Annotated in this window: 15 protein-coding genes; 8 read left to right on the forward strand and 7 right to left on the reverse strand. The window is 68.3% G+C overall.

Annotation, left to right across the window (positions count from 1 at the left end; genetic code table 11):
• Window positions 1-245 precede the first annotated feature (245 nt).
• Window positions 246-899: a septal ring lytic transglycosylase RlpA family protein gene (locus ACR4XJ_RS10095; protein ID WP_434755092.1), complete on the reverse strand. Its 654-nt coding sequence runs from the start codon at window positions 897-899 to the stop codon at window positions 246-248.
• Between the two features lie 347 nt (window positions 900-1,246).
• On the opposite strand from ACR4XJ_RS10095, the gene ACR4XJ_RS10100 reads away from it, so the two are divergent.
• On the forward strand, window positions 1,247-2,125 hold the full coding sequence (locus ACR4XJ_RS10100; protein ID WP_434755093.1) for a DMT family transporter: 879 nt from the start codon (window positions 1,247-1,249) through the stop codon (window positions 2,123-2,125).
• Between the two features lie 114 nt (window positions 2,126-2,239).
• On the opposite strand, the gene ACR4XJ_RS10105 is transcribed toward ACR4XJ_RS10100, so the two are convergent.
• Together ACR4XJ_RS10105 and ACR4XJ_RS10110 are read right to left on the reverse strand one after the other, a co-directional pair.
• Entirely contained in the window at window positions 2,240-2,869 is a 630-nt protein-coding gene (locus ACR4XJ_RS10105; protein WP_434755094.1) for a type I restriction endonuclease subunit R, read from the reverse strand.
• A 71-nt stretch (window positions 2,870-2,940) separates the two neighbouring features.
• Window positions 2,941-3,198: a hypothetical protein gene (locus tag ACR4XJ_RS10110; protein WP_333504712.1), complete on the reverse strand. Its 258-nt coding sequence runs from the start codon at window positions 3,196-3,198 to the stop codon at window positions 2,941-2,943.
• 567 nt (window positions 3,199-3,765) lie between these two features.
• Here ACR4XJ_RS10110 and dsrA point away from each other — a divergent pair.
• The 6 genes from dsrA (at window position 3,766) to ACR4XJ_RS10140 (ending at window position 10,012) form a co-directional block, all read left to right on the forward strand.
• Complete coding sequence (gene dsrA / locus ACR4XJ_RS10115) at window positions 3,766-5,079, forward strand: dissimilatory-type sulfite reductase subunit alpha (protein WP_333504711.1); 1,314 nt, start codon at window positions 3,766-3,768, stop codon at window positions 5,077-5,079.
• An 18-nt stretch (window positions 5,080-5,097) separates the two neighbouring features.
• Entirely contained in the window at window positions 5,098-6,243 is a 1,146-nt protein-coding gene (gene dsrB / locus ACR4XJ_RS10120; RefSeq protein WP_333504710.1) for a dissimilatory-type sulfite reductase subunit beta, read from the forward strand.
• Between the two features lie 63 nt (window positions 6,244-6,306).
• Entirely contained in the window at window positions 6,307-6,540 is a 234-nt protein-coding gene (locus tag ACR4XJ_RS10125) for a dissimilatory sulfite reductase D family protein (RefSeq protein ID WP_333504709.1), read from the forward strand.
• Between the two features lie 208 nt (window positions 6,541-6,748).
• Complete coding sequence (locus tag ACR4XJ_RS10130) at window positions 6,749-8,251, forward strand: cobyrinate a,c-diamide synthase (RefSeq protein ID WP_434755095.1); 1,503 nt, start codon at window positions 6,749-6,751, stop codon at window positions 8,249-8,251.
• Between the two features lie 294 nt (window positions 8,252-8,545).
• Complete coding sequence (locus ACR4XJ_RS10135) at window positions 8,546-9,442, forward strand: hypothetical protein (protein ID WP_434755096.1); 897 nt, start codon at window positions 8,546-8,548, stop codon at window positions 9,440-9,442.
• A 120-nt stretch (window positions 9,443-9,562) separates the two neighbouring features.
• Entirely contained in the window at window positions 9,563-10,012 is a 450-nt protein-coding gene (locus ACR4XJ_RS10140; protein WP_434755097.1) for a MarR family winged helix-turn-helix transcriptional regulator, read from the forward strand.
• Window positions 10,013-10,201: 189 nt separating this feature from the next.
• Here ACR4XJ_RS10140 and ACR4XJ_RS10145 read toward each other — a convergent pair whose 3' ends face one another.
• Both ACR4XJ_RS10145 and ACR4XJ_RS10150 read right to left on the reverse strand, forming a co-directional pair.
• Window positions 10,202-10,495, reverse strand: coding sequence for an integration host factor subunit alpha (locus ACR4XJ_RS10145; RefSeq protein ID WP_007524232.1), 294 nt, complete (start codon window positions 10,493-10,495; stop codon window positions 10,202-10,204).
• Between the two features lie 26 nt (window positions 10,496-10,521).
• Complete coding sequence (locus tag ACR4XJ_RS10150; protein WP_434755098.1) at window positions 10,522-10,941, reverse strand: HIT family protein; 420 nt, start codon at window positions 10,939-10,941, stop codon at window positions 10,522-10,524.
• A gap of 522 nt (window positions 10,942-11,463) precedes the next feature.
• Between ACR4XJ_RS10150 and ACR4XJ_RS10155 the strand changes: the two genes are divergently transcribed.
• The gene (locus tag ACR4XJ_RS10155; RefSeq protein WP_434755173.1) at window positions 11,464-12,507 is read left to right on the forward strand and encodes a radical SAM protein; all 1,044 of its coding nucleotides are present in this window, start codon (window positions 11,464-11,466) and stop codon (window positions 12,505-12,507) included.
• A gap of 63 nt (window positions 12,508-12,570) precedes the next feature.
• Here ACR4XJ_RS10155 and ACR4XJ_RS10160 read toward each other — a convergent pair whose 3' ends face one another.
• Both ACR4XJ_RS10160 and ACR4XJ_RS10165 read right to left on the reverse strand, forming a co-directional pair.
• The gene (locus tag ACR4XJ_RS10160; protein ID WP_434755099.1) at window positions 12,571-13,365 is read right to left on the reverse strand and encodes a uracil-DNA glycosylase; all 795 of its coding nucleotides are present in this window, start codon (window positions 13,363-13,365) and stop codon (window positions 12,571-12,573) included.
• Entirely contained in the window at window positions 13,366-14,580 is a 1,215-nt protein-coding gene (locus tag ACR4XJ_RS10165) for a pyridoxal phosphate-dependent aminotransferase (RefSeq protein WP_434755100.1), read from the reverse strand.
• Window positions 14,581-14,598 lie beyond the last annotated feature (18 nt).

The raw sequence follows: 14,598 nt of genomic DNA on the forward strand, positions 1-14,598 counted from the left end.
TGATGGCGATATGTCTCATCCGAGATTGCCAAGCAGCGCGGAAATTATCCACAAAAAAATGGCCACCTCGGGGCGGTGGCGTGACGTCGTGGCGGCGGCTCGTCTTGCGGCGCAAGGCGTGGCGCGGGAACCGGCGGGCGGGCGCACGCGCGCATCCGCCCGGCCCGTGGCGCGGGGCAAGGGGCGGGGCAGCGGGCCGGGCGCGAAAGGATGTGCGAACCTGAACGGGGGCGGGCGGGCGGCGGTCAGTCGCGGGCGCGGTCGGCCACGATGTCGATGTCGGCGTGGCGCTGCATCAGGTGGCGGCGCAGGGCGCGCGCGTCGTCGAAATCGTGGAAGGGGCCCACGCAGACCATCCAGCGCTTGCGGCCGTTTTCCGTGCGCTGGCGCACGCGCGCGGCGGCCTCGCCCTCGCGTTCGAGCTTGCGGACCAACCGTTCGGCCTCGGCCTTGCTGGAGTACGACCTGATGCGGACGAAATAGGCGCTGCCGGGGTCCAGGGGGCGGCCCTTGGCGTCGCCCAACACCTCGATGCGCACGGCGGCGCTGCCCGGCTTGACGATGCCCAGCTGTTTCGCGGCGGAATAGGAGACGTCGATGTCGCGGTTGCCGCGATAGGGGCCCCGGTCGTTCACCGTGACCAGCACGGAGCGGCCGTTGGAAAGGTTGGTCACGCGGACCACGGTGCCCAGGGGCAGGGTCTTGTGCGCGGCCGTCAGGGCGTTCATGTCGTAGGCTTCGCCGCTGGCGGTCTTCTTGCCGTGCAGTTCGTCGCTGTACCACGAGGCGCGGCTGCGCCTGGCGGGCGCTTCGCTGGCCGACGCGGACAGCGGCACGGGAAGCAGCGCGCAGAGCATCAGGATGGTCGTCAGGTATCGTAGGGGGTGGCGTCGGGTCATGGGCCTCCTGCGGTTGCGTGCCACGGAAGGTCGTGGCGGGTCGTGTCCTGCCCGGCGCAAGGACGCGGCTCTGGGGCAACGTTCGGTATCTCCCGTCGTGCAACGGGCTGCCGGGCAAACCTTGGGGGTAACACCTCGACAGTACCGTATTTTTCCCGTATATCGCCGTACGTGTCAACGTGCCGCAATCCCGGCATGTTACGGATTCGATGCCGCTGTAACATGCTGTCGCGCCACAGTGTCCGGGGGGCGGCGTTGCGGCGTTATTTTTTTCCACCGTTCCCGCGACGAGCCCCGCGCACCGAGCGCCCGCGCCGCCGCGCCTTTCATGCACGCGGGAGTCGTCCATGTTGCTGTACGCCAAGCTGCTGCTGGCCACCGTGTTCTGGGGCGGCACCTTCGTTGCCGGGCGCATCGCCGCCACCCACGCCGGTCCCTTTTCCGCCGCCTTCCTGCGCTTCGCCATGGCCACGGGGCTGCTGTTCTGGTACGTGCGCCGCCGCGAGGGCGCGCTGCCGCGCCTGACCTCATGGGGCATGCACGGCTGGACCGGCGTGCTGCTGCTGGGGGCCACCGGGGTGTTCGCCTACAACGCCCTGTTCTTCACCGGGCTTGCCACCGTGCCCGCCAGCCGGGCGGCGGTCATCGTCACCAACAACCCTATCGCCATCGCCGTGGGCGCGGCCCTGTTCCTGGGCGAACCGCTGTCGCGCCGCAAGCTCGCGGGCATCCTGCTGTCCGTGGGCGGCGCGGTCATCGCCATCACCCGGGGCAACCCGCTGACGCTGTTCTCGTCGGCCCTGTCATGGGGCGATGTGGCGCTGCTGGGCTGCCTGGCAAGCTGGGCCGCGTATTCGCTGCTGGGCAAGGTGGTCATGCGCGCACTGTCGCCGCTGGCGGCGGTGACCTGGTCGTGCGCGGTGGGCACGGTGATGCTGCTGCCGTTCGCCCTGCACGAAGGGCTGTGGACGGCGCTGCCGGAGTACCCGGCGGCGCTGTGGGTGGCGGCGGCCTACCTTGGCGTGTTCGGCACCGTGCTGGGCTTCACCTGGTTCTACGAGGCGGTGAAGGAGATAGGCGCCGGGCGGGCCGGGGTGTTCATCAATTTCGTGCCGCTGACGGCCATCGTCTGCGCGTGGGCCATGCTGGGCGAAGCGCTGCCGGTGTCGCTGCTGCTGGGGGCCGCGCTGGTGACCTGCGGGGTGTTCATTACCAACCGCGCGTAGCGGTGGGAGAAGGAGAGAATGCTGGCCGCCGGGGATGGGCCTTGGCGGGTGCCGCCCCTGCGAAGACAATCGAACCCATCAACGCGCGACACCTCTCCTCTCCCCCCCGCCAGGCTACAACAAACACACATCCTCGCCGCAGCAGCGCTTCAGAAACGCCGTATACGCCCCCAGTATCCTCCGCTCGCCAGCCGCGCGTTCAGGCGTCAGCGGTGGACACGGGTGCTCCGCCGCCAGCCGCCGCAAATCATCCCGCTTCGGCAACGCCCGCATGCCCTCGCCTAGCACCGCGCCATCCACGGCGGCGATGAGCAGGGCGTCGCGCGTATCGGTCACGGCCACCAGCGGCGCGGGACCGCCGGGAAACAGCCGGGCCGCCGCCACGCTTTCGCGGGCGTAGGTGCCGGGCGCGCCGGGGCAGAACAGCACGAGGCACAGCGGCGTGCCGTCGTCGTCGCGCAGGGTCAGGTCCACCACGCGGCAGCCCTCGTCGGGATCGGCGGCGCTTTCGGATGCTTGGGATGCTTCGGGAGAAGGCGAAGAGGACGGGGAAAAGGCCACATCGTCAGAAGGCGGCACGTCGAACCGCACCCGCACGCGCGGCTCCACCAGCCCGCGCGGGTGCCCGAGTTCTTCCACCAGCAGCCGCGCCAGCGCCTGCCGCAAATCCTCGTAGGTGGTGTGGTCCACGTCCTGCCCGGTCAGGTAGTCGCGCAGGGTGGCCCCAAGGCTGACTTCGTGCATGCGGCCTCCCGGCAAGCCCGCCTTTTCGGCAAGGCTTGCTCCGGAATTCACGAGCGCCGCTCCCGCGCGCCTCAGTTGGCCTTCAAGAGGGCGCGCGCCACGGCCTCGTCATACAGCTTGAGGGGGTCGGCCTCGCGCCCCATGTCGCGGTACATCCCCGCGGCATGCCGGATGACCTCCAGCGGCACCCATTCGTGGCGCTCCCACACCTCGGGCCGGTCGGCCCGCCACAGGCGGAATTCCACGCTGCCGCCCTGCGAGCGCACGTAGACGCGGGTGCGTTTGTCGTTGGGGTCGGGGTAATAGTAAAGGCCAAGATCGTCCTGCATGGGCACTCCTGAACACGCTGAAATGCTTGCGATTGCCCGCCGGGCGCGTCAGCCGGGCCGACGAAGGCCCAGGCATCGCGCGTCCGGTCGCGGGCATACGGTCAATGCCCTATCCCGCCGATGCGCGCAAGCTGTTGTCATTCCCCGGGGGGTGGGCTACAAGCAGGGAAGTGTCGCCTACCCCCTGCATGGCGGCACCAGGATGTCCGACGGGGAGATGCCATGCCCCGTCCCCGCGCAAACGCGCGGCGGGCACCGGAACGGGAGAAGGTTTCGCGGCGCCACCGACACGCCGCCCTTGCCCCTTTCGGCAATCCCCACAAGGTGTTGCAACAGCCGCGCCCGGTGGCGGCCTGTTGCGGCGGCCCGCGTCGGGGCTTGACAACGCGCCGGAATCCTTTTAGGAATGACGTTACTTTGTCCAAAAAATCACGAGTTTTCCGGGCGCAAGGGCCGCGCCGACCAAAGCCCTTACCTCCGGAAGACGCCGTCCTGTTGCGCCCCAGGGGCGATGGGCGTGTCTGTTGAGAGTCCAGAACTTCAACAAACCAATGTGGAGGTAAGGCAATGGCGAAACATGCAACCCCCAAGTTGGACCAGCTCGAATCCGGGCCCTGGCCCAGCTTCGTGTCCGACATCAAGCAGGAAGCTGCCTACCGGGCCGCAAACCCCAAGGGTCTGGACTACCAGATCCCTGTGGACTGCCCCGAAGACCTGCTTGGCGTGCTCGAGCTGTCCTACAACGAGGGTGAAACCCACTGGAAGCACGGCGGCATCGTCGGCGTGTTCGGTTACGGCGGCGGCGTCATCGGCCGTTACTGTGACCAGCCCGAACAGTTCCCCGGCGTGGCCCACTTCCACACCGTGCGCGTGAACCAGCCCGCGGCGAAGTACTACAACACCGATTACCTCCGCCAGCTCTGCGACCTGTGGGACCTGCGCGGCTCCGGTCTGACCAACATGCACGGCTCCACCGGCGACATCGTGCTGCTCGGCACCCAGACCCCGCAGCTCGAAGAACTGTTCTTCGAACTGACCCACAAGATGAACACCGACCTCGGCGGCTCGGGCTCCAACCTGCGTACGCCCGAATCGTGCCTCGGCATGTCGCGCTGCGAATACGCCTGCTACGACACCCAGGCCTGCTGCTACGCCCTGACCATGGAATACCAGGACGAACTGCACCGTCCGGCGTTCCCCTACAAGTTCAAGTTCAAGTTCGACGGCTGCCCCAACGGCTGCGTCGCCTCCATCGCCCGCTCCGACTTCTCGGTCATCGGCACCTGGAAGGACGACATCAAGATCGACCAGGCCGCCGTCAAGGCCTACGTCGGCGGCGAACTGAAGCCCAACGCGGGCGCCCACTCGGGCCGCGACTGGGGCAAGTTCGACATCGTGGCCGAAGTGGTGGAACGCTGCCCCTCCAAGTGCATCTCCTGGAACGGCTCCGCGCTGTCCATCAAGACCAGCGAGTGCGTGCGCTGCATGCACTGCATCAACACCATGCCCCGCGCCCTGCGCGTCGGTGACGAACGCGGCGCGTCCATCCTGGTCGGCGCCAAGGCGCCCGTCCTCGACGGCGCCCAGATGGGTTCGCTGCTGGTTCCCTTCGTGGAAGCCACCGAACCGTTCGATGAAATCAAGGAAGTCATCGAAAAGATCTGGGACTGGTGGATGGAAGAAGGCAAGAACCGCGAGCGTCTGGGCGAGACCATCAAGCGTCTCAGCTTCCAGAAGCTGCTCGAGGTGACCGAGATCGCCCCCATGGCGCAGCACGTGCAGGAGCCTCGCTCCAACCCGTACATCTTCTTCAAGGAAGAAGAAGTGCCCGGCGGCTGGGATCGCGACATCACGGAATACCGCAAGAGACACCAGAGATAAGAAGAGGGGTAGCACATCATGGCATTCATCTCTTCCGGGTACAATCCCGAAAAGCCGATGGAAAACCGTATCACGGACATCGGCCCCCGCAAGCACGACTCCTTCTTCCCCCCGTTCATCGCCAAGAACTTCGGGAAGTGGCTGTATCATGAAATCCTGGAACCCGGCGTGCTCATGCATGCCGCCGAATCCGGCGACAAGGTGTACACCGTGCGCGTGGGCGCCGCCCGCCTGATGTCGATCACCCACATCCGCGAGATGTGCGACATCGCCGACAAGCACTGCGGCGGCTTCCTGCGCTTCACCACCCGCAACAACGTCGAGTTCATGGTCGACACCGAAGCGGGCCTGAAGGCGCTGAAGGAAGACCTGGCCTCGCGCAAGTTCGCCGGCGGCTCCAACAAGTTCCCCATCGGCGGCACCGGCGCCGGTGTGTCCAACATCGTGCACACCCAGGGCTGGGTGCACTGCCACACCCCCGCCACCGACGCCTCGGGCCCGGTCAAGGCGATCATGGACGAAGTCTTCTCCGACTTCCAGTCCATGCGTCTGCCCGCCCCGGTCCGCATCTCGCTGGCCTGCTGCATCAACATGTGCGGCGCGGTGCACTGCTCCGACATCGGCGTGGTGGGCATCCACCGCAAGCCCCCGATGATCGACCACGAGTGGACCGACCAGCTGTGCGAAATCCCGCTGGCCGTTTCCGCCTGCCCCACCGCCGCCGTGCGTCCCACCAAGGTGGAAATCGGCGACAAGAAGCTGAACTCCATCGCCATCAAGAACGACCGCTGCATGTACTGCGGTAACTGCTACACCATGTGCCCCGCCCTGCCGATCTCCGACGGCGAAGGCGACGGCTGCGTGATCATGGTGGGTGGCAAGGTTTCCAACCGCATCTCCATGCCCAAGTTCTCCAAGGTCGTCGTGGCCTACATCCCGAACGAAATGCCGCGCTGGCCCTCGCTCACCGCGAAGATCAAGCACATCATCGAGGTGTACGCCGCCAACGCGAACAAGTACGAACGTCTGGGCGAATGGGCCGAGCGCATCGGCTGGGAAAGCTTCTTCAAGCTGACCGGCCTTGAGTTCACCCACCACCTCATCGACGACTTCCGCGACCCGGCCTACTACACCTGGCGTCAGAGCACCCAGTTCAAGTTCTAAGCCGGACGGCAATCACATTCCGGGGGCGGGTTTGCCGCCCCCGGATAACCAAAGGGGCTATCCATGGAAGAAGCCAAGAACAAGGTCGTGGGATTCCTGCAGTCCAAGGCCGGCTCGAAGAGCAAGTTCTACTTCAACGACTTTCTCGACCTGTTCCCCGACAAGGGCCCGCGCGAAGTGAAGAAGATCCTCACCGCGCTGGTGAACGCCGAAGTTCTGGAATACTGGTCCTCCGGCAGCACCACCATGTACGGCCTCAAGGGCGCCGGCAAGCAGGCCGGGGCCGAGGGCGAATAGTAGTTCTCCACGCCGGGGAACTGTTTTTCCGAAAAGGCGTATGGACTGCAAGGTTCATACGCTCTTTTCATATGCACGCCCGTGCATGCCCGTGCACGACGCGGCCCACTGAAGCTCGCCCCGGCAGTGCCGCCCGGCCTTGCCGGGCCGCGCGCCGCCTCCCTTTCCGCCACCGCACACCGGCCGGACGTCCCGGCGCATTGGCTGCATGAACCTTCCGCGCATCGTCATCGCCGGGCTTTCCGGCGGCTCGGGCAAGACGCTGGTATCCCTTGGCGTCGTGCGCGCCCTTGCGCGCTCGGGCCTTGCGGTGAAACCCTGCAAGAAGGGGCCGGACTACATCGACGCCTGGTGGCTGGCCTTGGCTGCCGGACACCCCGCCACCAACCTGGACCCCTATTTCCTCGACGCGGACATGCTGCGCTCGCTGTTCTGGACGCAATGCGGCCTGACCGGCGCGGCAGGGGACGACGCCGGATTGCGGCGGCCCGGCCCGGCTGGTCCGCTCAGCCCTCCCGGCCCATATGACATCGCCGTCATCGAGGGCAACCGGGGGCTGTTCGACGGGCGGGACCTGTCCGGCAGCTGCTCCACGGCGGAGCTGGCGCGCATCCTCGGCGCGCCGGTAGTGGTGGTCATGGATTGCACCAAGATGACCCGCACGGCGGCCGCCATCGTGGCCGGGCTGCGGCACTTCGAGCCGGACGTGCACATCGCGGGGGTGATCCTGAACCGCACGGCGGGGGCGCGCCATCGCGCCGTGCTGCGCGAAACCATCGAGCACTACACCGACGTGCCGGTGCTGGGCGTGCTGCCCAAGATCGCCGATAATCCCATCCCCGAGCGGCACATGGGCCTCGTCTCCGGCATGGAGCACGAGGAATGCGTGGCCGGGCTGGACCGGGTGGCGGACATCATGGCTGAACACGTGGACCTGCACCGCCTGCGCCAGGTGGCCACCGCCGCGCCCGCGCCGCAGGGACCGGTGGCCGACCTGTGGTCGCTGCTGCCCGGCGCGGAGCAACCGGACGGCGCACCGCCCGCCGCGCCCCGCCCGCGCATCGGCTACGTGCACGACGCAGCCCTGTGGTTCTACTACGAGGAGAACCTCCAGGCCCTACGCCACGCCGGGGCCGATCTCGTCCGCCTCTCGCTGCTGGACGGCGCGCCGTGGCCGGAACTGGACGGCCTGTACCTGGGCGGAGGCTTTCCGGAAACACTGGCGGCCCGCCTTGCGGCCAACCGCCCCGCGCTGGACCGGCTGCGCGTCCTTTCCGAAGCGGGCCTGCCCATCTACGCCGAATGCGGGGGCTTCATGGTGCTGGGCCGGTCCATAATCATGCATGGCGTCGAGCACCCCATGGCCGACATCTTTCCGGTGCGCACCGAGTTCCACCCAAAGCCGCAAGGCCTCGGCTACGTGGACGCCGCCCCCGTGCTGGACAACCCCTTCCACCCCGTGGGCACGTCGTTTCGCGGGCACGAGTTCCATTACTCGCGCTGTGTGCCCTGCGATGCCGGGGCCGACCTGCCCTGCGTCCTGCGCCTGACGGCCCAGTCCGGCCATGTCACCGGCATGGGCGATGGCCGCGACGGCCTGCTGCGCCACAACACCATGGCCTCGTACACCCACATCTTCGCGCCCGCCGTGCCCCACTGGGCTCCGGCCATGGTGCGCGCGGCGCGCGAATTCCGGGACCGCCGGGGCTAAAACGCCCCGCGCTCACGGCGCGCCCGCACCGCCTGATCCTTCCCGCTTCCTTCCCACTCCCGCCGCCACTCCTGTCGCTGCCCGCCGCAGGCAATCCGCTTGACATGCGTCGCCAGACAAATTATGCGCCTAAATATTATTAGCTACAAAATAATATGAAGGCTCATTTAATATGCCACGCCATGCTTCGGCGTCCGCTTATCCGAACGTTGCCGCCGCACCACCCTTCGACGCTTCCCCGTTCGTCAACCGCAACACGGCGTGCATCCCACGCGCTGCATGCAGGAGCCGTTCATGTCCCGTCCGATTTTCGCCGCCCTGGGGCGCACCGCCTGCCTCGTCCGCCTGTCTGCGCTGTTGCTGGGGACGGCCTGCTGCCTTGCCCCTTCCCCGTCCCATGCCGCCGACAACGACTTCGACGTGTCGGTAACGGGCCGCGCCGTGGGCGAGGCCGACGTGGACGGCGGCGGCTCCGTTTCCGTCACCGAAACGGGGGCGGCCATTCGCTACCGCTGGTTCGGCGTCGAATACCTGAACCGCCGATACGACTGGTCGGACACCAGCGACCTGCCCTTCGGCAAGGGCGACACCCCATGGGAACAGTTGCACCTGCTGCGTCTGCGCGCTGACATCTCCGGCCAGTCGGGCGTCGGTGGACTGGGCTGGTTCGCCGGTACGGCCGTGAGCGCGGGCTGGGAAGAGGAAATGGACGACGCCTGGAGCGTTTCCGGTTCGGCCGGGCTTACCTGGGCGCTGGGCGACGTCCGCCTGCGCGGTGGCGTTGCCGCCTGGGCGCACCCCATCGGTGTGCGGGCCATGCCCCTTGCCGCAGCCGATTGGGGCAACCAGCACGACCCCGGCTTTTCGGCCACGGTGGGCATTCCCGAAACCATGCTGCGCTATCGCACCTCGGACATCTTCTCATTCCGCCTGGGCGGCCGCCTGGAAGGCACCACCTACCGCCTGGCCGACGACAGCCCCGTGGAGCACGAGGGGTACATGAAGACCTCGTCCCTCACCCTCGGCGGCTACATCGACATCACCCCGCTGGAAGACCTTACCCTGACCCTGGGCGCGGAGTACCTGACCCGGCGCGAAATGGGCGTCTACGACAAGGACGGCGAAGAGAGGGACACCCACGACCTAGACGACGCGCCCGCCTTGTTCCTGCGCCTGCGATACGATTTTTAGCCCGGGCCTCGCCTGGCCAAGCGTCGTCGTGCCCCGACCTCGCGCAGACATTGACAACGCGCGGGGCCGCCACATATCCCGGATGTGCACGCCCGGTCACCTACAGCCAGCAGGAGCGCCATGCCGCCCGACGACGACCTTCCGGATGCCCGCACCTCGCACCGCCTCGGCTCCCTCGTGGGCGATCTGTCCCGCGCCTGGCGCACGCGCATGGACCAGCGGCTGAAACCGCTGGGGCTCACCCTCGCCTCCGGGGGCGTGCTCTGGACCCTCGCGTGGGTCGGTTCGCAGACGCAAATCCAACTGGCCCGGCACATCGGCATCGAAGGGTCCACCCTGGTCCGCCAGATCGACAGGCTGGAGGCCGAAGGCCACCTGCGACGCATCCAGAACCCGGACGACCGCCGCGCCAACCTGCTGGAGCTCACGGAAACGGGGCGCGCGCTGGCCGCATCCGTGGTCGCCGTGGGAGTCGCCGTGCGCGACGAACTGTTCGAGGGCATTCCCGATGCGGACCTGAACACCACCCTGCGCACCCTGCACCGACTGCACGCGCGCCTGACGGAGTGACCCCGCGCTCACGGTGCGCCCGCACCGCCTGACGCGGCTCCGCCCCCTCTCCACCGCCCTTCCGGCGGCAAGGCCCGCGCGCCCTCCCCTCCATTCCTGCCCCCGAAAAAACACCGACGCCGCCCCCCGGCCGGGGAGCGGCGCCGAAAACCCTTGCGGCCCGTGGCCGGGCGGGTGCGCGAAAACGCGCTATTCGTCGTTGAGTTCGGCGCGGAACTTGCGCGACAGGCGGAACACCACGACCTTGCGCGGGGGCAGGGTGATGGTTTCGTCGGTCTGCGGGTTGCGCCCCTTGCGGGCCTTCTTGTCGTAGGCCTCGAACTTGCCGAATCCGCTTATGAGCAGGGCATGATCCTTCTTGATCGCCTGCTTCATGATGCCGAGAAGCGACTCGACAACGCCTTTCACTTCGGCGCGGTTCCTGTCGGTCTTTTCATAGATGGCATCGACGATTTCCGCCTTGGTCAGGGTCTTGCCGCTCATACTGTCCTCCGGGCCGGTGCTGCCGGCTACTCCATGCGTTCCCTGATGGCCTTCGCGAGCGCCTGCATCTCGTCGATGCTGCCATACTGCCCCTGCGGCCACAGTTCGTGGCCGTCGCCGGGAAAGCGGGGCACCAGATGCCAGTGGACGTGGAACACCACCTGTCCCGCCGCCGCGAAGTTGTTCTGGAATATGTTCAGCCCTTCCGCTCCGGTGGCCTCCATGACGGCGCGTCCAACGCGCTGCTGGGCGGCGATGATGTGTTCGCCGAGCCGCGCGGGCATGTCGAGCACCGTGCGGTGGTGTTCCCTGGGAACGACCAGCGCATGGCCCCGGTTGACGGGCCCGATGTCCAGAAAGGAGAGCACGTGGTCGTCGGCGTAGAGTTGCGCGCAGGGAATTTCGCCACGCACTATCCTGCAGAAGATGCAATCGGATTGGGACATGGATTCTCCGTCACATGAAACACTTTGAAATCATTCGTCCGCGCGTACCGGCGCGAAGCAGCGGGCATGTAACTAGTTATATACACAGTCAAAGACGCAACCGCAAGCAAAATCTTGCAAGATTATGCCGGGTTGCCACGCCTTGCGGCACAAGGGCTTCCGTGCCATCGTCCATGGCGGCGGCGCCTGCGGACACCCCTCCAACTCCCTTTCAGGAAAGAGAGTATAGCGCGCCCTGCCTTTCCCGTGCCCGCTCCCTGCCCCGAAAGGGAGGGCCGCGCGATCGGAAAGGGGCACATTGCCGCCGCTGGAACCATCAACTACGCTTTGATAGTAACACATCAGCAACACAAGGCAATCATGTCGGCATTGATTTTTCCGGTCCCCGAGCCCGCTTGTGGCGGCCGCAGGCCCGGCAATGCCCGTCCTGCCGGGCCGGAATGCAGGCGCGGCGCGGATTCCGGGCCTGCCGTCACATGGGCCGGAGCCCCGCCCGGATCGCCTCACAACAGGCCGCGCATCCTGCCGGTTTTCCTGCCCTTCGCCGGGTGTCCCACGCGCTGCGTGTTCTGCGCGCAGGACGTGCAGACCGGCCAGCGCGGGGGGGCCGTCACGGTGGTCCGCGCCCTGGCCCAGGCCGAAACGCGGCTGGAGCACGAGGCACGGCAGATGGACGGGGCGCGGGACATTGGCACCACGCCGGAACCCGGAAAATCCCCGGCCCCGCTGGAAATCGCCTTTTACGGCGGCACGTTCACCCTGCTGCCCGAAGCGGAGCGCGCCGCCTGCCTGGACTTGGCCCGGCGCTGGCTCCAACGCGGCGTGATCTGCCGGGTACGCTGCTCCACCCGGCCCGACGCGGTGACGGAACGCGATCTTGCCGGACTGCGCGCGGCGGGCATGGATTGCGTGGAACTGGGGGTGCAGAGCTTCGACGACGCGGCCCTGTCCGCATCCGGACGGGGGTACGCCGGAGAAGCGGCCCGCGCCGCCTGCGCCATGGTGGCCGGGGCCGGGCTGGAATTGGGGGTGCAGTTGATGCCCGGCATGCCGGGGGTGACGCCGGAAGTATTCCGCGCCGACGTGCGTACCGCCCTGCTGCCCGATACCGCCGGGACGCTCCCCTTGGCCGCCTTCCTGCGCTTCTATCCCTGCCTGGTGCTGCGCGGCACCCCGCTGGCCGAGCGCTGGCGGGCTGGAGACTATGCCCCGTGGCTGCTGGAAACCACGGTGGACGCCCTGGCCGGCGGCCTGCTGGCCGCCTGGGCGCGCGGGGTGGCCGTGGTGCGCATGGGCCTTTCGCCGGAGGACGGGCTGGATGACGCGGTGCTGGCCGGGCCGGTGCATCCGGCCTTGGGGCAACTGGCCAAGGCCGAAGCCCTGCGCCGCCACGTGGCTGCGCACGTGGCCCGCCTGCCGGGGCCGCCCGCGCGCTTCGGCGTACCGCGCCGGTTGCGCGGGCTGCTGTGGGGCCACGCCAACGGGCTGGTGGACGCCTACGCGGCCCTGGGCATCACCCGCGCCATGGTCCACTGGCGCGACGACGATAATTTTTCGCTGGAATGACGACGGCGGCCGACCCGGAATCCGGGACAGCCGCCGCGAACGTTCCCACGTTCCGCTCCCCGCCTACCAGTGGATGGGAACCTCCCCCCGCTCGATCAGCCACGCGTTGACCCGCGAGAAGTGACGGCAGCCGAAGAACCCGCGTGACGCCGACAGCGGCGAGGGATGCGCCGCCGTAAGCACCAGATGCGCCGGATTAGTCACCAGGTCCGCGAACCCGTGCGCGGGCCTGCCCCACAGCAGGAAGGCGCACGGCCGCGTGCGCGCGCCCAGCGCGGCCACGATGTCCCGCGTCACCGCCTCCCAGCCGAGGCCCGCATGGCTGTTGGGCTGCCCGTTCTCCACGGTAAGCACCGTGTTCAGCAGCAGCACCCCCTGCGCGGCCCAACGCGACAGGTCGCCCGAGGGTTCACGGGGCGTGGTGGGCGCGTTGGCGAACGGCGTGAGCAGCGGTGCGTCACCGGATGTATCGCCCGCCGGACACGCGAGATGGCCGGATTCCTGGCCGCAGTCTGCGGCCACCTCCTTGAAGATGTTGCGCAGGGAACGCGGCAGAGGCACGCCGTCCGGCACCGAAAAGGCCAGGCCATGGGCCTGTCCCGGCCCGTGGTAGGGGTCCTGCCCCAGAATGACCACCCGCACCGCGTCCCACGGGGTGACGCACAGCGCCCGGAACACGTCGGCACGGGCGGGGTAAATGATACGGCCTTGGGAGCGCAGCCCCTCCACCACGGCCAGCGTTTCCAGATGCCTCCCGGCGGCCAGTTCCCCCACGTGGTCCGGCCAGCCGGTGCCCGCCAGCGGGTCCGGCCCTGCCCCGCGCGCCGGGCCGTCCACGAGAATCCTGCGCCGGGCCATCTACAGGGCCGCCACCCAGTTCTGGATGCGGTCGAAGGCTTCGGTCAGTTCCGCCTCGTCCATGCCGAAGGACAGCCGCAGGTGGCGTTCGCCCGTGGGGCCGAACGAGCCGCCCGGCACGGTGATCACCCGCGCCTCTTCCAACACGCGGCGGGCCACGGCCATGGAGTCGGCGTCGGTGAAGGCGTAGCGGGCCATGGCGTAGAACGCGCCGCGCGGCGGCACGTAGGTGAAGTGCGGGGCCAGCGCGTCGAGCCTGCGGCAGGTCAGGCCGCGCCGGGCGGCCAGGGCCGCGCGCATGGCGGCCACGCAGTCCTGCGGACCGGTCAGCGCGGCCAGCGCCGCGTGCTGCGACACGGTGGGCGCGCACACCGCCGTGGCGTCGTGCACCTTCAGCAGTTCCGCCATCCACGCGGCGTCGGCGGCCACGTAGCCCACACGCCACCCGGTCAGGGCGTACTTCTTGGAAAAGGAATTCACGGTGATGACGTGGCGGCGCAACTCGGGCTGGGCCACCGGAGAAAAGCGGGGCGAGAAACGGGGCGAACCCGGCTGTTCGCCGTACACCATGTAGTCGTAGGTGTCGTCCACGATGAGCACCAGGTCGTGCTCCAGGGCCAGGCCGCACAGGGCGCGCACGTCCGCGTCGTCGTACACCCCGCCGGTGGGGTTGCCGGGGCTGCACACGATGATGGCCCGGGTGCGCGGGGTGACGGCGGCGCGCACCGCGTCCACGTCCAGCCCCCAGTCGGCCGCGCGCAGGGGCACGTGCACGGGCACGCCCTCGGCCATCAGCACCTGCTCGGCGTGCGAGGCGTAGCCCGGCGAGGGGATGATGACCTCGTCGCCACGCTCCACCACGGTGAGCATGATCATCACCAGGGCTTCCATGGCCCCCACGGTGACGCCGATTTCCGTTTCCGGGTCGAAGCGCGCGCCCTTGCGGGCCAGGATGTCCGCCGCGATGGCCTCGCGCAGAGCGGGCATGCCGGGTTGCAGGCTGTAGCGCCCGGCCGTGGGGTCGTCGCGCAGGGCGCGGCACACGGCCTCGACGATGTGGTCCGGCGTGCGGAACGAGGGCACGCCCTGCCCCAGCGACACGCAGCCGCCCACCTTGGCGGCCAGCATGGGCATGAGCTTGGTGGCGGAAATGCGGATGTTGCGCACGCGCTCGGCAACGCGCAGGGAAGCTTGCGGGGATGTGATGTCGGACATGATCGGCTCCGGTGGCAG

It is taken from the genome of Nitratidesulfovibrio sp. D1 (assembly GCF_051133415.1).
Taxonomy (GTDB): domain Bacteria; phylum Desulfobacterota; class Desulfovibrionia; order Desulfovibrionales; family Desulfovibrionaceae; genus Cupidesulfovibrio.